General features: G+C 54.8%; 22 protein-coding genes. 1 reads left to right on the top strand and 21 read right to left on the bottom strand.

The features are described 5' to 3' along the window. Window positions 1-32: 32 nt before the first annotated feature. The 21 genes from rpsQ to rplJ form a co-directional block, all read right to left on the bottom strand. Window positions 33-317, bottom strand: a complete 285-nt coding sequence (rpsQ, locus tag PHN51_06195; protein ID MDD2818369.1) for a 30S ribosomal protein S17 — start codon at window positions 315-317, stop codon at window positions 33-35. Then, window positions 314-544, bottom strand: coding sequence for a 50S ribosomal protein L29 (gene rpmC, locus PHN51_06190; GenBank protein ID MDD2818368.1), 231 nt, complete (start codon window positions 542-544; stop codon window positions 314-316). The genes rpsQ and rpmC overlap by 4 nt, the downstream gene beginning before the upstream one ends. Then, on the bottom strand, window positions 544-966 hold the full coding sequence (gene rplP, locus PHN51_06185) for a 50S ribosomal protein L16 (GenBank protein ID MDD2818367.1): 423 nt from the start codon (window positions 964-966) through the stop codon (window positions 544-546). Before rplP ends, rpmC begins: the two co-directional genes overlap by 1 nt. Before the next feature lie 2 nt (window positions 967-968). Further along, entirely contained in the window at window positions 969-1,787 is an 819-nt protein-coding gene (rpsC, locus tag PHN51_06180) for a 30S ribosomal protein S3 (protein ID MDD2818366.1), read from the bottom strand. A gap of 7 nt (window positions 1,788-1,794) precedes the next feature. Further along, window positions 1,795-2,136 (bottom strand): 50S ribosomal protein L22, encoded by a 342-nt coding sequence (gene rplV / locus PHN51_06175; GenBank protein MDD2818365.1) that lies wholly within the window; start codon window positions 2,134-2,136, stop codon window positions 1,795-1,797. Window positions 2,137-2,197: 61 nt separating this feature from the next. Next, window positions 2,198-2,479: a 30S ribosomal protein S19 gene (gene rpsS, locus PHN51_06170; GenBank protein MDD2818364.1), complete on the bottom strand. Its 282-nt coding sequence runs from the start codon at window positions 2,477-2,479 to the stop codon at window positions 2,198-2,200. Between the two features lie 8 nt (window positions 2,480-2,487). Beyond that, complete coding sequence (rplB, locus tag PHN51_06165; GenBank protein ID MDD2818363.1) at window positions 2,488-3,324, bottom strand: 50S ribosomal protein L2; 837 nt, start codon at window positions 3,322-3,324, stop codon at window positions 2,488-2,490. Window positions 3,325-3,352: 28 nt separating this feature from the next. Next, window positions 3,353-3,652, bottom strand: a complete 300-nt coding sequence (rplW, locus tag PHN51_06160) for a 50S ribosomal protein L23 (GenBank protein MDD2818362.1) — start codon at window positions 3,650-3,652, stop codon at window positions 3,353-3,355. After that, a complete protein-coding gene (rplD, locus tag PHN51_06155) occupies window positions 3,649-4,323 on the bottom strand; it encodes a 50S ribosomal protein L4 (GenBank protein ID MDD2818361.1) in 675 nt (224 codons plus the stop codon). The genes rplW and rplD overlap by 4 nt, the downstream gene beginning before the upstream one ends. Window positions 4,324-4,325: 2 nt before the next feature. Further along, window positions 4,326-4,970 carry a 50S ribosomal protein L3 gene (gene rplC / locus PHN51_06150; protein ID MDD2818360.1) on the bottom strand — a complete coding sequence of 215 codons (645 nt, stop codon included), beginning with the start codon at window positions 4,968-4,970 and terminating at the stop codon, window positions 4,326-4,328. A gap of 14 nt (window positions 4,971-4,984) precedes the next feature. Then, entirely contained in the window at window positions 4,985-5,293 is a 309-nt protein-coding gene (rpsJ, locus tag PHN51_06145) for a 30S ribosomal protein S10 (GenBank protein MDD2818359.1), read from the bottom strand. A 112-nt stretch (window positions 5,294-5,405) separates the two neighbouring features. After that, entirely contained in the window at window positions 5,406-6,602 is a 1,197-nt protein-coding gene (tuf, locus tag PHN51_06140) for an elongation factor Tu (GenBank protein ID MDD2818358.1), read from the bottom strand. A gap of 90 nt (window positions 6,603-6,692) precedes the next feature. Next, a complete protein-coding gene (gene fusA, locus PHN51_06135; GenBank protein MDD2818357.1) occupies window positions 6,693-8,792 on the bottom strand; it encodes an elongation factor G in 2,100 nt (699 codons plus the stop codon). Window positions 8,793-8,837: 45 nt separating this feature from the next. Beyond that, complete coding sequence (gene rpsG, locus PHN51_06130) at window positions 8,838-9,308, bottom strand: 30S ribosomal protein S7 (GenBank protein MDD2818356.1); 471 nt, start codon at window positions 9,306-9,308, stop codon at window positions 8,838-8,840. Further along, window positions 9,308-9,682 carry a 30S ribosomal protein S12 gene (rpsL, locus tag PHN51_06125; GenBank protein ID MDD2818355.1) on the bottom strand — a complete coding sequence of 125 codons (375 nt, stop codon included), beginning with the start codon at window positions 9,680-9,682 and terminating at the stop codon, window positions 9,308-9,310. The genes rpsG and rpsL overlap by 1 nt, the downstream gene beginning before the upstream one ends. Before the next feature lie 266 nt (window positions 9,683-9,948). Beyond that, window positions 9,949-10,341, bottom strand: coding sequence for a hypothetical protein (locus PHN51_06120; protein MDD2818354.1), 393 nt, complete (start codon window positions 10,339-10,341; stop codon window positions 9,949-9,951). 9 nt (window positions 10,342-10,350) lie between these two features. After that, window positions 10,351-11,187, bottom strand: coding sequence for an RNA methyltransferase (locus tag PHN51_06115; GenBank protein MDD2818353.1), 837 nt, complete (start codon window positions 11,185-11,187; stop codon window positions 10,351-10,353). 77 nt (window positions 11,188-11,264) lie between these two features. Next, window positions 11,265-15,137 (bottom strand): DNA-directed RNA polymerase subunit beta', encoded by a 3,873-nt coding sequence (locus PHN51_06110; protein MDD2818352.1) that lies wholly within the window; start codon window positions 15,135-15,137, stop codon window positions 11,265-11,267. Between the two features lie 55 nt (window positions 15,138-15,192). After that, complete coding sequence (rpoB, locus tag PHN51_06105; protein MDD2818351.1) at window positions 15,193-18,660, bottom strand: DNA-directed RNA polymerase subunit beta; 3,468 nt, start codon at window positions 18,658-18,660, stop codon at window positions 15,193-15,195. Window positions 18,661-19,078: 418 nt separating this feature from the next. Next, complete coding sequence (gene rplL, locus PHN51_06100; protein MDD2818350.1) at window positions 19,079-19,468, bottom strand: 50S ribosomal protein L7/L12; 390 nt, start codon at window positions 19,466-19,468, stop codon at window positions 19,079-19,081. Window positions 19,469-19,518: 50 nt separating this feature from the next. Continuing rightward, window positions 19,519-20,178, bottom strand: coding sequence for a 50S ribosomal protein L10 (rplJ, locus tag PHN51_06095; protein MDD2818349.1), 660 nt, complete (start codon window positions 20,176-20,178; stop codon window positions 19,519-19,521). A gap of 243 nt (window positions 20,179-20,421) precedes the next feature. Here rplJ and PHN51_06090 point away from each other — a divergent pair, with 243 nt between their 5' ends. Then, window positions 20,422-21,063, top strand: coding sequence for a hypothetical protein (locus PHN51_06090; GenBank protein ID MDD2818348.1), 642 nt, complete (start codon window positions 20,422-20,424; stop codon window positions 21,061-21,063). Window positions 21,064-21,108: the final 45 nt, after the last annotated feature.

Here is a 21,108-nt window from a genome sequence, read left to right as displayed (position 1 = left end):
GGTTCTCATTTACCGAGCCTGGCGGAACTGACTTACTTGGCCTTTTCGAGGATTTCCACAACGCGCCAGCGCTTTGTCGCTGACAACGGGCGGGTCTCCATCAGAAGCACGCGGTCACCGATACCGGCTGCGTTTGCCTCGTCATGCGCCTTCAGCTTGCTCGTGCGTCGCACGACCTTGCCGTAGAGCGGGTGCTTGAAACGGTCTTCGACCGCAACAACCACTGTCTTGTCCATCTTGTCGCTGACGACAAGACCCTCACGGGTCTTGCGGTATCCGCGCTTGACGTCACTCACACTTGCCTCTTTCGCACTCATGCTGCTCCACCCTGAACTGGGGTGATGCCTAGTTCACGCTCACGCAGGATCGTGTAGATCCGTGCGATGTCTTTGCGCACTGCGCGAAGTCGACCGTGGTTCTCAAGTTGTCCGGTTGCACCTTGGAAGCGAAGGTTGAAGAGTTCTTCCTTTGCTTCACGAAGCTTTGCGGTGAGTTCTGCGTCATCAAGATTACGCAACTCGCCGGCCTGGGTACCTGCTGCCATTAGTTCTCACCTGCTTCGTCGCGCCGAACAATTCGGCACTTCATTGGAAGCTTGTGCATGGCACGGGTCAGTGCTTCATGCGCAATCTTCGCATCTGGGTAATCGAGCTCAAACATGACCCGGCCTGGCTTCACGTTAGCGACCCACCATTCAGGTGAACCCTTACCGGAACCCATGCGAGTTTCTGCTGGCTTCTTGGTCAATGGACGGTCTGGGTAGATGTTGATCCAGACCTTGCCACCACGACGGATATGACGGGTGATCGCGATACGAGCCGATTCAATCTGGCGGTTCGTGATGTACCCATGCTCAAGAGCTTGGAGACCGTAGGTACCAAAGGTCACCTCGGTGCCACCTTTTGCCACACCAGTGCGGCTTGGGTGATGCTGCTTACGGTGCTTCACGCGACGTGGAATCAACATGATTAGCCTTCCGTTCCGACTGCTGCAGCCTCAACTGCAACTGGTGCAGCTTCGGTTGCTTCTACAGCAACAGCTTCAACGGTGCCTGCATCTTCAGCGCGAGGACGACGTGGTCGGCCAGCAGCAGCTGGACCCTTGCCCAAACGTGCTGCAGCAGCTGCTGCTTCACGCTCTGAGCGGGTAGCAAGGGCATCGCCCTTGTAGATCCAGACCTTGACACCAATGCGACCGAAAGTGGTGCGTGCTTCGTAGAAGCCGTAGTCGATGTCTGCGCGCAGGGTGTGCAATGGCACGCGACCTTCGCGGTAGAACTCGGTACGTGACATTTCAGCGCCACCAAGACGACCTGACACCTGAACACGAATGCCCTTAGCGCCGCTCTTCATGGTGCTCTGCATGCCCTTACGCATTGCGCGACGGAATGACACACGTGAGTTCAACTGCTCTGCGATGCCTTGAGCAACCAACTGCGAATCAAGCTCTGGGTTCTTGACCTCGAGGATGTTCAGTTGAACCTGCTTGCCGGTGAGCTTTTCAAGATCGCCACGGATGCGATCTGCTTCGGCGCCACGGCGACCAATCACAATGCCGGGACGGGCAGTGTGAATGTCGATGCGGACACGATCGCGGGTGCGCTCGATTTCAACCTTGGCAATGCCAGCGCGTTCCATGCCTTCAGACAAGACCTTGCGGATCTTGACGTCCTCTTGCACGTAGTCGCGGTAGCGCTGTCCTGGCTTCTGCGAATCAGCAAACCAGCGAGACTTGAAGTCCGTGGTGATTCCGAGGCGGAAACCATGTGGATTTACTTTTTGACCCATGGCCTAATCACCCTTCCTTTTGGTCTGACACAACCACGGTGATGTGGCTGCTGCGCTTGCGGATTCGGTAAGCCCGACCCTGTGAGCGTGGACGGATTCGCTTCATCGTTGGACCTTCGTCAACGTATGCCGCGCTCACGACGAGCGAACGGGCGTCCATCGCGTGGTTGTTCGTTGCGTTTGCAATTGCACTGGCAAGTACCTTGCCAATTGGCTCACTTGCTGCCTGTGGTGCAAATGCCAACACCGCCTGGGCGTCGCTTGCGTTCATGCCTCGAATGAGGTCAATCACGCGGCGCGCCTTCATGGGCGTGACGCGGACGTACCGCGCCTGGGCCCTGGCTTCCATCGCTATCCCCTTGCTTCGTCGTGTAATTCAGTAATTGATGATGTTGAGTGAGCGTTCGCGCTTAGCGACGCTTTGACTTGCGGTCGTCCTTGACGTGACCCTTGAAGGTACGTGTTGGGGCGAACTCACCAAGCTTGTGGCCGACCATGTTTTCGCTGACGAAAACTGGCACGTGCTTACGTCCGTCATGCACTGCCAGGGTGTGACCCAACATTGCAGGAACGATCATTGAGCGACGTGACCAAGTCTTGATCACGTTCTTTGATCCAGACTCGTTTTGTGCGTCGACCTTCTTGAGTAGATGGCCGTCGACAAACGGGCCCTTCTTGAGGCTACGTGGCATGACTTCCCTTAGCGCTTCTTGCCGGTCTTGCGGCGACGGACGATGAACTGATCGCTGGCCTTATTGCGCTTACGCGTACGGCCTTCTGGCTTACCGTTTGGATTCACTGGGTGACGTCCACCGGAAGTCTTACCTTCACCACCACCATGTGGATGGTCGACCGGGTTCATTGCCACACCACGAACGGTTGGGCGCTTGCCCTTCCAACGCATACGGCCGGCCTTGCCCCAGTTGATGTTTGACTGCTCAGCGTTACCAACTTCGCCGATGGTTGCGCGACAGCGCAGATCGACGTTGCGAATTTCGCCAGATGGCATACGCAACTGTGCGAATGGGCCGTCCTTTGCTACCAACTGAATGCTGGTACCAGCTGATCGAGCAATCTTTGCGCCGCCGCCTGGCTTGAGTTCCACAGCGTGAATCACGGTACCGACCGGGATATTGCGCATTGGAAGGCTGTTACCTGGCTTGATGTCGGCTGCAGGGCCGGTCTCAATGAGGTCGCCCTGCTTGAGCTTGTTTGGCGCCAAGATGTAACGCTTCTCGCCGTCCGCGTAGTGCAGCAATGCAATACGTGCGGTGCGGTTTGGATCGTATTCAATGTGCGCAACCTTGGCTGGCACACCATCTTTGTCTGCACGCTTGAAGTCGATGATGCGGTACGCACGCTTGTGACCGCCACCTTGGTGACGAGTCGTGATGCGACCGCTGTTGTTACGTCCACCCTTTTTCGGCAATGGACGAACGAGCGACTTCTCCGGCGTGGAGCGCGTGATCTCGACGAAGTCGGCTACTGACGAGCCACGAAGGCCCGGCGTAGTCGGCTTGTACTTACGGATTCCCATGTCTATTCCTCTGGTGATCGATGGCCGGTCAGGAGACCGGGCCTCCGAAGATGTCGATGCGGTCGCCAGCAGCTACTGAGACGATTGCGCGCTTAGTGTCGGCACGCTTACCAAAACCGGTCTTCGTGCGAAGGCGCTTGCCTTCACGGTTCATGGTGTTGACGGCAAGAACCTTCACACCAAAAACTTCTTCAACTGCGATTTTGATCTGTGTCTTGTTTGCCTTTGGTGAAACGATGAACGTGTACTTGTTCTCGTCGAGAAGTGCGTAGCTCTTCTCTGACACCACTGGTGCAATCAGAATGTCGCGTGGATCTGCGATTCTCATGCCGAAACCTCACCCTCAGTTGCAACAGCCTTCGCGCTTTTACCAGCTGGGCTACCAGCGATGAAGGCTTCGAGTGCATCTTCGGTGAAGAGCACGTGATCATTGACCAACACGTCGTAAGTGTTGAGTTGATCGATGTAAAGCACGTGCACCGTTGGAACGTTGCGCAAGCTCAATGCTGAGATGTCATCGGTACGAGTGATCGCAACGAGTACGCGACCTTCAATGCCAAGCGCCTTGAACAATGCAATTGCTTGCTTTGTCGATGGCGTTGCACCGGTTACGAGTTCAGATACAACATGCACCTTGTTATCGCGAGCGCGATCAGACAAAGCTCCGCGAAGTGCAGCTGCCTTCATCTTCTTAGGTGTGCGCTGTGAGTAATCACGTGGGTGTGGACCATGTGCGACACCGCCACCTGCGTAATGAGGTGCGCGAATCGAACCTTGGCGTGCACGGCCGGTGCCCTTTTGCTTGTAAGGCTTACGGCCACCACCGCGAACTTCACCACGACGCTTGGTGTCGTGTGTGCCCTGGCGTGCCGCAGCAAGCTGCGCAACAACAACCTGGTGGATCAACGGAACGTTGACCTGCACATCGAAGATCTCAGCAGGAAGATCGGCCTTGCCGGCAGCTTTGCCAGCCGGGGTGCGAACGTCAACAGAAGTCATCGTTACGCCTCCTTCACTGCGGTACGGACGAACACAAGTGCGCCCTTAGGTCCTGGAACTGCACCCTTAATCAGGAGCAAACCATTGGTTGCGTCAACCTTTTGAACGATCAGGTTCAATGTGGTCTGACGATCGCCACCCATACGGCCAGCCATCTTCATACCCTTGAACACGCGACCAGGGGTTGAACAACCGCCGATTGAGCCTGGGGAACGGTGCTTGCGAGTCACACCATGCGATGCGCGAAGACCATGGAAACCATGGCGCTTCATGCCGCCGGCAAAACCCTTGCCCTTGGTGGTAGCAACGACGTCGATGCGCTGGCCATCTTCGAAGGTTTCCGCAGTGAGCTCTTGGCCCAATGTGTATTCCGAAGCGTCTGCGGTGCGGATCTCAACGAGGTGGCGGCGAGGCGTAACGCCTGCCTTTTCGAAGTGACCTGCAGCAGGCTTGTTGACCTTGCGTGGATCGATCGCGCCGAAGGCGATTTGGACGGCTGAGTAACCGTCGTTCTCTGGAGTGCGGACCTGGGTCACAACACAAGGACCAGCCTGCACAACCGTGACAGGAACAACTTTGTTGTTCTCATCCCAGACCTGTGTCATGCCGAGCTTGGTGCCCAGTACACCCTTTACGTTGGTGCTCATTGTCTTCGTCGTCCCTACAGCTTGATCTCGATGTCGACACCAGCCGGAAGGTCAAGACGCATCAGCGAATCAACTGTCTTTGGCGTGGGGTCAAGAATGTCAATGAGGCGCTTGTGTGTGCGCATCTCGAAGTGCTCGCGAGAGTCCTTGTACTTGTGAGGTGAGCGAATCACGCAGTACACGTTCTTCTCAGTTGGCAGTGGCACTGGGCCAGCAACCGATGCACCAGTACGAATCACCGTCTCGACAATTTTGCGTGCCGATGAATCGATGACCTCGTGGTCATAGGCCTTAAGCCGGATTCGGATCTTTTGTCCCGCCATGGTGGCTGGTGTCCTTACTTCTCGTGTGCCAATGCTGTGATGTTGCTTTGTGGTGCAGGTCGTACTTTTGAGTTGATGTTGGGGGCGGTTACCCGCCCCCAACAATCAGCTACTAGTTCGTGATCTTGGTGACGCGGCCTGCGCCAACCGTGCGGCCACCTTCGCGGATTGCGAAGCGAAGGCCTTCTTCCATTGCAATTGACTGAATCAGTTCAACTGCCATGTCGGTGTTGTCGCCTGGCATAACCATGTCCTTGCCCTCAGGAAGGGTCACAACACCGGTCACGTCCGTGGTACGGAAGTAGAACTGTGGACGGTAGTTGTTGAAGAACGGCGTGTGACGGCCACCTTCGTCCTTGGAAAGGATGTAGACCGAAGCGTCGAAACCGGTGTGAGGAGTGATTGAGCCTGGCTTGCAGCAAACCTGGCCGCGCTCAACGTCTTCACGCTTGGTGCCACGAAGAAGGAGACCGACGTTTTCGCCAGCTTGACCTTCGTCGAGCAACTTGCGGAACATTTCGACACCGGTGACGGTGGTCTTGACTGGGATACCTGGGCGGATGCCAACGATTTCGATTTCTTCGTTGACCTTGATCATGCCGCGCTCGATACGACCGGTGACAACGGTGCCACGACCGGTGATCGTGAAGACGTCTTCCACTGGCATAAGGAATGGCTTGTCAATTTCGCGCTCTGGCGTTGGGATGTATTCGTCCACTGCGTTCATGAGGTTCATGATCGACTCGCCCCACTTCTCATCACCCTGGAGTGCTGGGAAGGCTGCAACGCGGACCACAGGAATGTCGTCGCCTGGGAATTCGTAGGTTGAAAGAAGTTCGCGAACTTCCATTTCTACGAGTTCAAGAAGGTCTTCGTCATCAACCATGTCGCACTTGTTGAGTGCAACCACGATTGAAGGTACGCCTACCTGACGAGCAAGAAGCACGTGCTCCTTGGTCTGTGGCATTGGGCCGTCGGTAGCTGCAACCACGAGGATTGCGCCGTCCATCTGAGCCGCGCCGGTGATCATGTTCTTGATGTAGTCAGCGTGACCTGGGCAGTCAACGTGAGCGTAGTGACGGCCTTCGGTCTGGTACTCGACGTGTGCGATCGAAATCGTGATACCACGCTGACGCTCTTCAGGCGCCTTATCGATCATGTCGAATGGGGTGAATGGGTTGACGTCTGGGTAACGGTCGTGCAGCACCTTGGTGATCGCAGCAGTCAGGGTCGTCTTGCCATGGTCAATGTGACCAATGGTGCCGATGTTGACGTGCGGCTTGGTGCGCTCAAATTTGGCCTTTGCCATTTGAGTTCTCCCTTGTTGTGTAGCCGTCCGGCGTTATCGCGGATCGGGTTTGGTTTCTTTGGATATGTTTTTTTCTTTTTTGATCCGCGACTATTCGCCGCGAGCCTTAGCGATGATCTCCACCTGCACATTTGAAGGAACCTGTGCGTAGGAGTCAAACTGCATGCTGTACGACGCACGCCCTTGTGTGCGGCTGCGTAGATCGCCTACGTAACCAAACATTTCGGACAGCGGCACAACAGCTTTCACAACACGAGCGCCGGAACGCTCTTCCATGGCCTGAATCTGGCCGCGTCGTGAGTTGAGGTCGCCGATAACGTCGCCCATGAAATCTTCTGGGGTCGTCACTTCAACAGCCATCATTGGTTCCAGGATTACTGCACCAGCCATGCGGGCAGCTTCACGGAACGCCATGGTGCCGGCGATCTTGAATGCGAGTTCTGACGAGTCAACATCGTGGTACGCGCCGTCTTGCAGCGTGACCTTGACGTCAACCATTGGGTAACCAGCAAGCACACCGTTTTCAAGTGAGTCCTGGCAACCTGCGTCAACTGAAGGAATGTATTCGCGAGGAATGCGACCACCGGTCACCTTGTTCACGAATGCGTAGCCACCACCCTCGTCGGTGTTTGGCTCGAGGTCGATGATGACGCGACCGAACTGACCTGAACCACCCGATTGCTTCTTGTGGGTGTAGTCAACCTTTTCGACCTTCTTGGTGATGGTCTCGCGGTACGCAACCTGAGGCTTACCAACGTTTGCTTCAACGTTGAATTCGCGCTTCATACGGTCAACGAGTACTTCAAGGTGAAGTTCGCCCATGCCACCGATGATGGTCTGGCCGGTTTCTTCATCTGAACGCACGTGGAACGTTGGGTCTTCATCAGACAAACGCTGAATTGCAATGCCGAGCTTGTCTTGGTCACCCTTTGACTTTGGCTCAATTGCAATGTGAATCACAGGAGCTGGGAAGGTCATGGATTCCAGAACCACAGGGTTTGCTGGATCGCACAGTGTTTCGCCAGTAGTGGTGTCCTTGAGACCCATCACTGCAACGATGTCGCCTGCGCCCACTGAGTCAATTTCTTCACGCTTGTTCGCATGCATTCGGTAAATCTTGCCAATGCGCTCTTTGCGATCCTTCACGCTGTTGAGCACTGCGGTACCAGTGTTCAAACGGCCTGAGTAAACGCGCACGTAGGTGAGCTTGCCCAAGTGTGGGTCGGTCATGATCTTGAATGCGAGTGCAGCGAATGGTTCTGCGTCACTTGGCTTGCGCTCGATGATGACGTCTTCGGCACCCATCTTGTGACCTTCAACTGCGGTCACGTCAAGCGGGCAAGGAAGGTAAGCAACCACTGCATCGAGCATTGGCTGAACACCCTTGTTCTTGAATGCAGAACCGGTGAGGATTGGGGTCAACTTGTACGCAAGTGTTGCGCGACGAATTGCAGCCTGAATTTCCTCAGTGCTCAAGTCTTCGCCTTCAAGGAACTTCTCCATGATTGCGTCGTCAGCTTCTGAAAGAGTTTCAAGCAACTTCTCGCGGTACTCAGCCGCTTGGTCAGCAAGCTCTGCTGGGATCTCTTCGATTACGTAGTCTTCGCCCTTTTGGGTTTCGCCACGCCAGGTCAATGCCTTCATCGTGATGAGGTCTACAACACCAAGGAAGTCGCCTTCAGCGCCGATAGGAATCTGAAGTACGAGTGGGGTTGCACCGAGGCGCTCAACAATCATGTCAACGCAACGGAAGAAATCAGCACCTGTGCGGTCAAGCTTGTTGACGAAACAGATACGTGGAACAGAGTACTTATCAGCCTGACGCCACACGGTTTCTGACTGTGGCTCAACGCCAGCAACACCGTCGAACACGGTGACAGCACCGTCGAGCACGCGAAGTGAACGCTCTACTTCAACAGTGAAGTCAACGTGACCTGGAGTGTCAATGATGTTGATGGTGTGGTTCTTCCACTCACAGGTGGTAGCAGCTGACGTGATCGTGATGCCACGCTCTTGCTCCTGCTCCATCCAGTCCATCGTTGCGCCGCCGTCGTGAACTTCACCGATCTTGTAGCTAACACCGGTGTAGAACAGGATGCGCTCGGTGGTCGTGGTCTTGCCCGCGTCGATGTGAGCCATGATGCCGATGTTGCGCACCTTGGCCAGATCGAGACTGGTCTGCGTTGACACGAGTGAACTCCGTTGCTTGAGGCGTGATTAAGAAAAGTTGAGGTATTACCAGCGGTAATGAGCGAAGGCCTTGTTGGACTCCGCCATCTTGTGGGTGTCTTCGCGCTTCTTGACGCTTGCGCCAAGACCGTTTGAAGCATCGAGCAGTTCGTTCATCAGGCGCTCGGTCATGGTCTTTTCGCGACGCTGACGTGAGTACGTGATCAACCAACGAAGTGCGAGGGTGGTCGAACGGCCAGCCTTGACTTCTACTGGAACCTGGTACGTCGCGCCACCAACACGGCGTGAGCGAACTTCCAAGGTTGGACGAATGTTGTCGAGTGCGCGCTTGAGCGTCTGCACAGGATCGGTGCCGGTCTTGGCAGCGCAACCTTCGAGAGCGCCATAGACAATCTTTTCGGCTGTTGAACGCTTGCCATCAAGGAGAACCTTGTTGATGAGCTGGGTAACGATTGGTGCCTGGTAGACCGGATCGATGATGATCGGCCGCTTGGGGGCAGGACCTTTACGAGGCATTAGGCCTTCTCCTTCTTCGCGCCGTACTTACTACGGGCTTGCTTGCGGTTCTTGACACCCTGGGTGTCAAGTGCGCCGCGGATGACCTTGTAACGAACACCAGGCAGATCGCGCACACGACCACCGCGGACGAGCACGATTGAGTGCTCCTGCAGGTTGTGGCCAACGCCTGGGATGTAGGCGGTGATTTCGATGCCAGAGGTCAGACGCACACGAGCGACCTTGCGAAGCGCTGAGTTCGGCTTCTTTGGAGTGGTGGTGTACACGCGGGTACACACGCCACGGCGCTGTGGGCTGCCTTTAAGCGCAGGGGCCTTGGTCTTGGAGACCTTGTCCTGCCGGCCCTTGCGGACCAGCTGCTGGATCGTTGGCACGTGTTGCCTTTCTCGTTGTTGACCTTGCTGTTTCTTACCCTCAGTCTCCGACCCACGCGGTCGGGTGTGTCGCACGCCTTACGGCAGCAACGAACACCAACATCGTGGATGGATCCCAGACGCGAGATTCGCGTCGATGCGTGCTTCGGGGGAAGTTCGCACAGCGGGATGTGCCTGAGGGGTCAGACACGAAGGGGAAGATTACCCGGCAATGTTGCCAAGAGTCAAAACGGGGTCCGCTTCCACCCGAAAACGGGCAAATTCCCTCACGGATGGGCAGGTTGGGAGCCAGCTCCCGCAAGAATCAAGACCACGCCGATGAAGGCGCCAACCACCACAATCGCCGCCCAAAACCCGATATTGACCCAAGCAATGATTTTGGCGGCCAGGGTGAGGCCTCCGCCAGAGAGCTGTCCGCCGTTGACTTCAACGGCTTTTGAGGCTTTTGCCGCAAAAATCAGGGCAACCACGGCCACAATCACAGGGCAGAAAACCCAAGAGACCACCGAGAGAACAAACGCGACGATCGCATCGCTTGAGGTGCGTGCCAACGGCGCTGCAGAGCCAGCCAAGGCAGCTACCGGTTCAACAAAGCCTTCTGGGCTTACTGAGGCACTCGGCCAGCTTTGCTGCTCTGGGGTGCTCTCCTGGTCACTCATGACTTCACCTTAACTGTATGAGCGCTCTGGCTTAGCCCGAAGCGCCCAGACTGCTACAGCAGACGCTGCGGCAACATTGAGTGAGTCCACTCCCCCAGACATAGGGATGCGCACACAGCAATCGCATGAATCCACCATGAGCTGCGACAGGCCAGTGCCTTCTGCACCAAACACCATGGCAAGACGTTCTGGTGGCTGTTGCTCAAACTCATCAAGGGAAATGGATTGATCACTTAACGCAAAAGCCGCAAGAGTGAAACCAGCCGTTTGTAATGTCACTCGATCACGCTTCCAATTAATGCGAGTCCACGGAACTTGAAACACTGTTCCCATGCTCACGCGAATTGATCGGCGGTAGTACGGATCTGCACATTGATCTGTAATCAAGACCGCATCCGCACCAAGGCTTGCAACTGAACGAAAAATCGCACCAATATTTGTGTGATCAACAACGCCATCAAGCACAACTACTCTGCGAGTTTCATCCCTCAGCAAGGTATGTAGTGAAGGCAATTCGGGTCGATACATCGAGGCGAGTGCTCCGCGGTGCACGTGAAACCCTGCAATGGTTTCAAGCTCTGTTTCCTGTGCAATGAAAATTGGCGTTGCGGGGCAACGGGTTTGCACTTCATCGATGAGCTCGGTCATTCGAGGTAACCACACATCTGACATCAAGAGCGAACGTGGTTGATGACCAGCGCGCAGCGCGCGAAGGATGACCTTCGAGCTTTCGGCGATATACAAACCATGCTCTGCTTCAAAGCTTGTACGCAGCGCAACATCAGTGAGATCGATGTAATCACGCAACCGTGCATCACTCGATGCTGTTACATGTTCAATCGGCACTTACTCATCCTTCTCTTTACATGCAAGAAGGGGAAGGACAAAAGTCCTTCCCCTTCTTGACTACGTGACTCTTTGCTTTATGCGTTGTATCCGCGGAAGTCGAACTCTTCCAGTGGCACTGCAGCACCTGAGTTGGTGGCAAAACCGCTGTAATCAAGCTCGTCGTAGTTCGCGAACGTTGCGTACATCGCATTCTTAGCTTCTTCAGTTGGCTCAACCCGAATGTTGCGGTACTGCGGCATGCCGGTACCTGCTGGGATGAGCTTGCCGAGGATGACGTTTTCCTTCAGGCCGAGCAATGGATCGCTCTTGCCATGGATCGCTGCGTCGGTAAGAACGCGAGTGGTTTCCTGGAAGGAAGCTGCTGACAACCAGCTTTCGGTTGCAAGCGACGCCTTGGTGATACCCATGAGTTCTGGGCGTCCAGCTGCTGGAGTGCCACCTTCAGAAACCACACGACGGTTGACCGTCTCGAAGTTTCCGCGCTCGATGACATCGCCAGTCAAGAAGCCTGAATCGCCATCATCGATGATCGTGATGCGCTTAAGCATCTGACGAACGATGACTTCGATGTGCTTATCGTGAATCGATACACCCTGTGAGCGGTATACCTCTTGCACCTGATCAACGAGGTACGACTGCACTGAACGCTGACCGAGGATACGAAGCACCTGCTTTGGATCAACTGCACCAACGGTGAGCTGATGACCAACCTGCACATGCTGTCCGTCTTCAACGAGCAAGCGGGTGCGCTTTGACACTGGCTGTGCAATTTCTTCACTGCCATCGTCAGGAACGACCACAAGCTTGCGAGTCTTGTCGGTGTCATCGATGCGTACGCGACCAGTGACTTCACTGATTGGCGCAACACCCTTAGGGGTGCGTGCTTCGAAGAGTTCAACAATACGTGGAAGACCGTGCGTGATGTCCTCGCCTGCCACACCACCGGTGTGGAAGGTACGCATGGTGAGCTGGGTACCAGGTTCACCAATGGACTGTGCAGCAACGATGCCAATTGCTTCGCCGACGTCAACCAACTTGCCGGTTGCCATTGACGTGCCGTAGCACATTGCACACGTGCCGACCTTGCTCTCACAGGTGAGAACCGAACGGGTACGCACTTCCGTTGCACCTTGTGACACGAGTTCATCAAGACGAGCAATGGTGATGATCTCGCCAGCTTCAGCGAGCACCTTTCCATCAACTTCAACTGCGCGACCCAAGGTACGGGTGGTGACAGCTGTTTCGATGTTTGGCAAAGCAACCATCTTGCCGTCACGAAGTTCGCCAACCTGAATCGCAGTGCTGCGATCGGTGAAGCAATCAACTTCGCGAACGATGACGTCCTGTGACACGTCGACCAGACGACGGGTCAAGTAACCCGAGTCAGCGGTACGAAGTGCGGTATCTGCAAGACCCTTACGAGCACCGTGGGTGGAGATGAAGTACTCGAGAACCGACAAGCCTTCACGGAAGTTGGACTTGATCGGACGAGGAATAATTTCACCCTTTGGGTTAGCTACCAGACCACGCATACCTGCGATCTGACGAACCTGCATGAAGTTACCGCGAGCACCCGAATCAACCATCATGTGAACTGGGTTGTTGCGAGGGAAGTTGGCCTGCATTGCCTGAGCGACTTCGTCAGTTGCGCGAGTCCAGATCTCAATGAGTTCTTGGCGGCGCTCTGAGTCAGTGATCAAACCACGCTCGTACTGCTGCTGCACCTTGTCGGCGAAGCCTTCAGCAACTGCAAGGAGGGCAGCCTTACCTGGAGGTGTCACAACATCGGAAATCGAAATCGTGACACCTGAGCGAGTTGCCCAGTAGAAGCCAAGTGCCTTCAACTTGTCGAGAGTCTCAGCAACATCAACCTTTGCGTAACGCTCAGCGAGGCTGTTGACCACGAGGCCAAGCATGCGCTTATCAATTTGAGCATTCACGAATGGGTAATCAGCTGGCAATGCTTCGTTGAAGATCGCGCGACCAAGGGTGGTCTTCAGGATGAATGGATCTCCTGGGGTCCAACCTTCTGGTGCTTGGAAATCTTCAGGTGGAAGACCATCGGTCAAACGGATGGTGATGTCTGACTGACGTGACAGTGACTTCGCATCAAAGGCCATGTATGCCTCAGCGATCGAGGAGAAGGCGCGGCCTTCACCTGGAGCACCTGGCTCATTCATGGTCAATGAGTAGATACCAAGAACCATGTCCTGCGTTGGCGTGGTGATAGCGCGACCGTTTGCTGGCGACAAAATGTTGTTGCTCGACAGCATGAGGATGCGTGCTTCAGCCTGTGCTTCAGCGCTCAATGGAAGGTGGACTGCCATCTGGTCACCGTCGAAGTCTGCGTTGAATGCAGTACACACGAGTGGGTGAATCTGGATGGCCTTACCTTCAATGAGTTGTGGTTCGAAGGCCTGGATGCCAAGACGGTGCAGGGTTGGTGCACGGTTCAGCAACACTGGATGCTCGGTGATGACTTCTTCAAGAACGTCCCACACGACTGAACGTGAACGTTCAACCATGCGCTTTGCGCTCTTGATGTTCTGAGCATGGTTGAGATCAACCAAGCGCTTCATCACGAATGGCTTGAAGAGCTCAAGTGCCATCTGCTTTGGCAGACCACACTGATGCAGTTTCAACTGTGGACCAACCACGATGACCGAACGGCCTGAGTAGTCCACGCGCTTACCGAGCAGGTTCTGACGGAAACGACCCTGCTTGCCCTTGAGCATGTCTGAAAGGGACTTGAGCGCACGGTTACCTGGACCAGTAACTGGACGGCCACGACGACCGTTGTCGAACAACGCGTCAACAGCTTCTTGGAGCATGCGCTTTTCGTTGTTCACGATGATCTCAGGAGCACCAAGATCAAGCAGACGCTTCAAACGGTTGTTGCGGTTGATCACACGACGGTAAAGGTCGTTGAGATCGGAGGTCGCAAAGCGGCCACCATCAAGCTGAACCATTGGGCGAAGATCTGGTGGAATGACAGGAACAGCGTCAAGCACCATGCCGGTTGGTGAGTTGGTGGTGGTCAGGAATGCGTTAACCACCTTGAGGCGCTTGAGTGCACGAGTCTTCTTCTGACCCTTGCCATTCATAACGATGTCGCGAAGCAAAACGTTTTCTGCTTCAAGATCGAAGCTTTCAAGACGCTTCTGGATTGCCTGGGCACCCATGCTGCCGTCAAACCAGCGGCCGTAACGGTCGCGCATTTCGCGGAACAACATTTCGTCACCTTCAAGGTCTTGAACCTTGAGTGTGCGGAAACGATCGAAGATGCGATCAAGACGTTCGATTTCAGTGTCGGCACGACGGCGCACTGCTGCCATCTCGCGCTCGCCTGATTCGCGAACCTTGCGGCGCACATCAGCCTTGGCGCCTTCAGCTTCGAGTTCAGCAAGGTCAGCTTCAAGCTTCTTGGCGCGAGCATCAATGTCAGCATCGCGACGGTTAGCAATCTGCTTCTTCTCAACACCGAGTTGGTTTTCCAATGAAGGCAATGCTTCATGGCGACCATCGACGTCGACCCACGTGATCATGTAGGCAGCGAAGTAGATGACCTTCTCGAGATCCTTAGGAGCAAGGTCGAGCAGGTAACCAAGACGACTTGGCACACCCTTGAAGTACCAGATGTGAGTTACAGGAGCAGCAAGCTCGATGTGACCCATGCGCTCACGACGAACCTTGGCGCGAGTGACCTCAACACCACAGCGTTCGCAGATGATGCCCTTGAAGCGCACGCGCTTGTACTTGCCGCAGTAGCACTCCCAGTCGCGAGTAGGTCCGAAGATTTTCTCGCAAAACAGGCCGTCCTTCTCAGGCTTGAGGGTGCGGTAGTTAATCGTTTCTGGCTTCTTCACCTCGCCATATGACCAGGTACGGATGTCATCCGCCGTGGCGAGGCCGATGCGTAATTCGTCGAAGAAATTGACGTCTAGCACTGAAGTGTCCTTCGTTCGTTTCCGGGAAGTTAGCTAAGGATTGAGCTGTAGATTTCTAAAGCTCTTCGACGCTGCTGCGCTCTGGGCGTGACAAGTCGATACCGAGTTCCTCGGCGGTGCGGAAGACATCTTCATCAGAGTCACGCAGTTCGATGAGCTGACCATTGCTGGACAACACCTCGACGTTAAGACACAACGACTGCATTTCCTTGACGAGAACCTTGAATGATTCAGGAATACCTGGTTCAGGAACGTTCTCGCCCTTAACGATGGCTTCGTATACCTTCACGCGACCAAGAACGTCATCGGACTTAATGGTCAAGAGCTCCTGAAGTGCATAGGCAGCGCCATATGCCTCAAGTGCCCATACTTCCATTTCGCCGAAGCGCTGGCCACCGAACTGTGCCTTACCGCCCAGTGGTTGCTGGGTGATCATTGAGTAAGGACCGGTTGAACGTGCGTGGATCTTGTCGTCAACCAAGTGCAGGAGCTTGAGGATGTAGATGTAACCAACGGTTACGCGGCCTGGGTAAGGCTCACCACTACGTCCGTCAAACAATTGCGCCTTGCCATCTGCACCAACGAGGGTGAACCCATCATCAGTTGGCAATGTTGATTCAAGAACCAATGCGAGTTCTTCTTCGCGAGCACCGTCGAACACAGGTGTTGCCACCTTCGTGCGACGTTCAGCCGACTGCACATCAAGTGGCAGGTTCTTTGCGCGTGGGTCAGTTGGATCAACCTTCCAACCCGTTGCTGCTGCCCAACCCAAGTGAGTTTCAAGAATCTGGCCGACGTTCATACGTCCTGGAACACCAAGTGGGTTCAGCACGATGTCGACTGGAGTTCCGTCTTCGAGGAATGGCATGTCTTCGGCAGGCAGAATCTTGGAGATAACACCCTTGTTACCGTGACGACCAGCAAGCTTGTCACCTTCGGTGATCTTGCGCTTCTGAGCGATGTAGACGCGAACCAAACGATTCACACCTGGTGGAAGCTCATCGCCTTCTTCGCGATCAAACACGCGAACGCCAATGACCTTGCCAGATTCACCGTGTGGAACCTTCAGTGAGGTATCGCGAACTTCGCGAGCCTTCTCGCCGAAGATTGCACGAAGCAAACGCTCTTCTGGCGTGAGTTCGGTTTCACCCTTAGGTGTGACCTTGCCAACGAGAATGTCACCAGGAACAACATCTGCACCGATGCGAATGATGCCGCGATCATCAAGATCAGCAAGCACTTCTTCTGCAACGTTAGGAATGTCGCGAGTGATTTCCTCTGGACCAAGCTTGGTGTCGCGTGCATCAACTTCATGCTCTTCAATGTGAATTGAAGAAAGCACGTCATCTTGCACAAGACGCTGGTTCAGGATGATCGCATCTTCGTAGTTGTGACCTTCCCATGGCATGAATGCCACGAGCAGGTTCTTACCAAGAGCCATTTCGCCGAGGTCAGTTGAAGGACCGTCAGCAAGAATCTGACCAACTTCAACGCGCTCGTTTGCACTGACAACTGGGCGCTGGTTAAAGCAGGTGCCCTGGTTTGAGCGATGGAACTTCTCCATGCTGTAGACCATGTATTCGCCGTTGTCTTGCATCACGGTGACTGCATCGGCTGATACTTCAGTGACAACACCAGCTGCTTGCGCAGTAACGATGTCTGCTGCGTCGTATGCCGCGCGGAATTCCATGCCGGTACCCACAAGTGGTGCCTCTGCACGAAGCAATGGCACTGCCTGGCGTTGCATGTTCGAACCCATGAGCGCGCGGTTTGCATCGTCATGCTCAAGGAACGGAATCATTGCGGTTGCAACTGACCACAGCTGACGTGGTGAAACGTCCATGTAGTCAACGTCGTTTGGAAGGATGTAATCGACTTCGCCACCCTTACGACGCACGAGAACGCGGTCGTCGAGCATCTTGCCGTTGCCATCAATCGTGGTGTTGGCCTGAGCCACCACATGCAGATCTTCTTCATCAGCAGTCAGGTAATCGACCTCGTCGAGAACGCGACCATTCACAACCTTGCGGTATGGAGTTTCGATGAAACCGAATGCATTGACGCGACCATAGGTTGCCAACGAACCGATCAGACCAATGTTTGGACCTTCAGGGGTTTCAATTGGGCACATGCGGCCGTAGTGCGATGGGTGAACGTCGCGGACCTCGAAGCCTGCGCGCTCACGTGAAAGACCGCCCGGTCCAAGTGCTGAAAGACGACGCTTGTGCGTCAAGCCAGCAAGTGGGTTGGTCTGGTCCATGAACTGTGACAACTGAGAAGTTCCGAAGAACTCCTTAATTGACGCAACTACTGGACGGATGTTGATCAACGTCTGTGGCGTGATTGCTTCAACATCTTGAGTGGTCATGCGCTCACGAACAACGCGCTCCATACGTGACAAACCGGTGCGGATCTGATTCTGAATCAGTTCGCCAACGGTACGAAGACGACGGTTACCGAAGTGATCAATGTCGTCAGTTTCAACGCGCACTGCGCCACGTGGGCCTTCGATGGTGGCTTCGCTTGCATGCAAGCACACCAAGTACTCAACCGTTTGGATGATGTCTTCGAGAGTCAACACACTCTGCGTCAATGGCAGATCAAGACCAAGCTTCTTGTTGATCTTGTAGCGACCAACCTTGGCAAGGTCATAACGCTTTGGGTTGAAGTAGAAGTTGTCGAGCAAGTTTCGAGCGTTTTCCAATGTAGGAGGTTCGCCAGGGCGCAGCTTGCGGTAAATGTCTAGAAGCGCATCTTCTTGGCTAGCAATGTGATCCTTCTCAAGAGTTGCCATGAAGGTTTCGTACTTACCGAAACGCTCAACAATCTCTTCAGTGGTCATGCCCAAAGCCTTCAACAGCACGGTGACCGGCTGCTTGCGCTTGCGGTCAACACGAACTGCAACAAGATCCTTCTTATCAATTTCAAACTCAAGCCATGCACCACGGCTCGGGATGATCTTGGTTGCGAAGACATCTTTGTCAGTTGCCTTGTCAACAGAGCGATCGAAGTACACGCCTGGTGAACGAACAATCTGAGAAACAACAACACGCTCGGTGCCGTTGATGACGAAGGTGCCCTTGTTGGTCATCAGTGGGAAGTCACCCATGAAGACGGTCTGGGACTTGATTTCGCCAGTCTCGTTGTTCATGAACTCTGCAGTCACAAACAATGGGGCTGAGTACGTGAAGTCTTTGTCCTTGCACTGCTCAACGGTGTACTTCGGAGGCTCAAAGCGATGATCGCGGAACGACAGCGACATGGCGCCAGCGAAATCCTCAATCGGGCTGATCTCTTCGAAGATTTCCGTCAGGCCTGAGACCTGAGGAATTTCGTTGTTGCCTTCAGCAATGGACTTGGCAACAGCCGACTTCCACAGCTCACCGCCAAGCAGCCAGTCAAAGCTTGCAGTCTGCAACTTCAACAGGTCTGGTGCAGCAAGCGGCTCGCGAATCTTTGCGAACGAGGCTCGGTGGAGTCCAGGGGAAAGCGGCGTGACGTTTGCCGTACGCGTGGGGGCCAAAGCAGTTCCTTCCACAGAAAGCTATTTCCAACTTGCGAAACCTGAATCAATGCCGACAATCCGGACAGTCAAGGAGCAGACCCCTTGAACACCCGGTGGTGTGTGCATAGAAATGGCAGCGCGAAGCGGCAGTCTACCCGAAGGGCAAACCGCTGTCGACCCCGCCCCCATCAGCGATCACCCTCGATGTTTTGTTCGTCGGACCAGAATCTGCGACAGCTGCGACCTGGTGAAACGAACAAATCCTCGGTAACCGATATGGCGCACGGGACTGCGGAGCAAACGATGGACCCGAAAGCTCAAAAGGTCAAGCGCATTGTGGGAAATTCGTGAATCTTGGGGATAAATGCCCGCAAAATCCCTCTAAACAACGAAGAAGGGGCCGACCCGAAGGCCGACCCCTTGCAACGTAAAGGAATTACTTAACGGTGACCTTTGCGCCAGCGCCTTCGAGCTGAGCCTTAGCGGCTTCAGCTGCATCCTTTGAAACCTTCTCAAGGATTGCCTTTGGAGCAGCCTCAACGAGGTCCTTAGCTTCCTTAAGACCAAGGTTGGTAAGTGCACGCACTTCCTTGATCACAGGAATCTTGTTGTCGCCTGCTGCTTCGAGGATGACATCGAACTCATCCTGGTCGCCGCCTGCAGCGCCAGCGTCGCCGCCGCCTGCTGCTGCAACTGCTGCAACTGCTACTGGAGCTGCTGCGGTTACGTCAAAGGTCTCTTCGAACATCTTGACGAACTCTGAGAGTTCGAGAAGGGTCATCTCCTTGAATGCTTCAAGCAGATCATCGGTGCTCAACTTCGCCATGGTGGCGTCCTTTCAGGTAGAACCGGCCGAGGGCCGGGCAATTGTGGGCTTTAGCCCTCGGTGGTTTCCTCAACAGCTGCCTCAACGGCTTCAGTTTCGGTGGTTACTTCTGCAACAACTTCAACAACTTCTTCTGCTGGAGCTGCTGGTGCTTCCTCGACAACTGCTGCCGGGGCTGCTGCCTGAGCCGATGGATCTGACTCGAGCTTGGTCTGCAATGCGCCAAGAGCGCGTGCGGTCTTTGCCAGTGGTGCAGCGAAGAGTGCGGCAGCTTGAGACTGCTTTGCCTTCATCGCGCCAGCAAGCTTGGACAGGAGAACCTCGCGTGATTCAAGATCAGCAATCTTCTGGACGTCAGATGCGCTGAGCACCTTGCCGTCCATGATGCCGCCCTTGATGACAAGCGCTGCGTTTTCCTTTGCGAAAGCCTTGATGCTCTTAGCTGCTTCCACTGCGTCACCCTTAACAAACGCAATTGCGCTTGGGCCAACCAACAGGTCGTCAATGCCAGTAACACCAGCGTCTTTTGCTGCGATCTTTGTCAAGGTGTTCTTGACAACCGCGAAGGTGACCGTTGGTCCCAACGTACGGCGCAACTCTTTGAGCTGAGCAACGGTGAGGCCACGGTATTCAGTTAGCACTGCTGCACTTGAGGTGCTGAAGTGCTCTGCGAGCTCGGTGACTGCTGTCACCTTTGTCGCCTTAGCCATGGGGCTCCTTTCATTTGGCCCCACCATGCAAAACGCCCCGGCGCAGGCGCACGGGGCTTAGCCGCACGTATGCGGCTTCACTTCATGTCCTACGCGGGTCGCTCACAAGTTGTGGAGCCTTCGACGAACCTTGCGGTTCGTGACCAGCGGTCTTCGGTCGGGTTGAACTGTACGGGTCGCGGGCCGCGCCGTCAAAACGGCTGCTACCGGGCAAAACCGTGACCAAGAACGTACATTCAAGATATGAACCTTAAGAAAATTAGCCTTATCGCGACTTCAAGTGCAGCCATCCTGCTTGGCAGCGCCACGCTGGCATCTGCCGATGTCACGACAACCACCGTGCCAACCTGGGCAAAGGCCGCAACCACTCTCGGCGCAGATGGCTCACTGTGGCAACCAACCTTTACTGCTGGCTTGAAACAAAGTGGCGGCATCTCTGTCTCTGTCGGCACGCCGGTCAAGCAATTTGGTAATGGAGCTGTTGCTACCTACAAGGTTGGCAAGAAGCAAATGGTGATGTTTGAAAACTGGGCTGGTGTTCCGGCTGCTGTTGATCCAACTCCGAGCACTCGACGCCTTCTTGTTGGTAACCCAACGATCAAACTTGGTGGCCCAGATACCCCAATTGCAATTAAGACTCAGGTGAGCGCTGATTGCTACACCGCCAAGGCGAAGAACGGTTTACTTCCAGCACCGCCTGCAAATTTGCGTTGCAAGGAATCTGATGTTTCTAAATATGGTGGCGAACTTCGTATGACAGCAAAGCCTTCGAACACAATGGGTTCGCCTGGGAACACGGATGTCGTTATTCAGGTAAGCCCTGGCGTCAGCTACCAGCAACTCCTCAAGATCGCATCTGAACTTCAGCAGGTAGCAGGTCTTTAACTGTTACAACACAAAGACGAAGGCCCGCTCAATTGAGCGGGCCTT

The organism is Candidatus Nanopelagicales bacterium, assembly GCA_028687755.1.
Classification (GTDB): domain Bacteria; phylum Actinomycetota; class Actinomycetes; order S36-B12; family S36-B12; genus UBA11398.
Note: the sequence above shows the minus strand (reverse complement) of the source record. Positions and strands in the feature narration are given on the sequence as shown.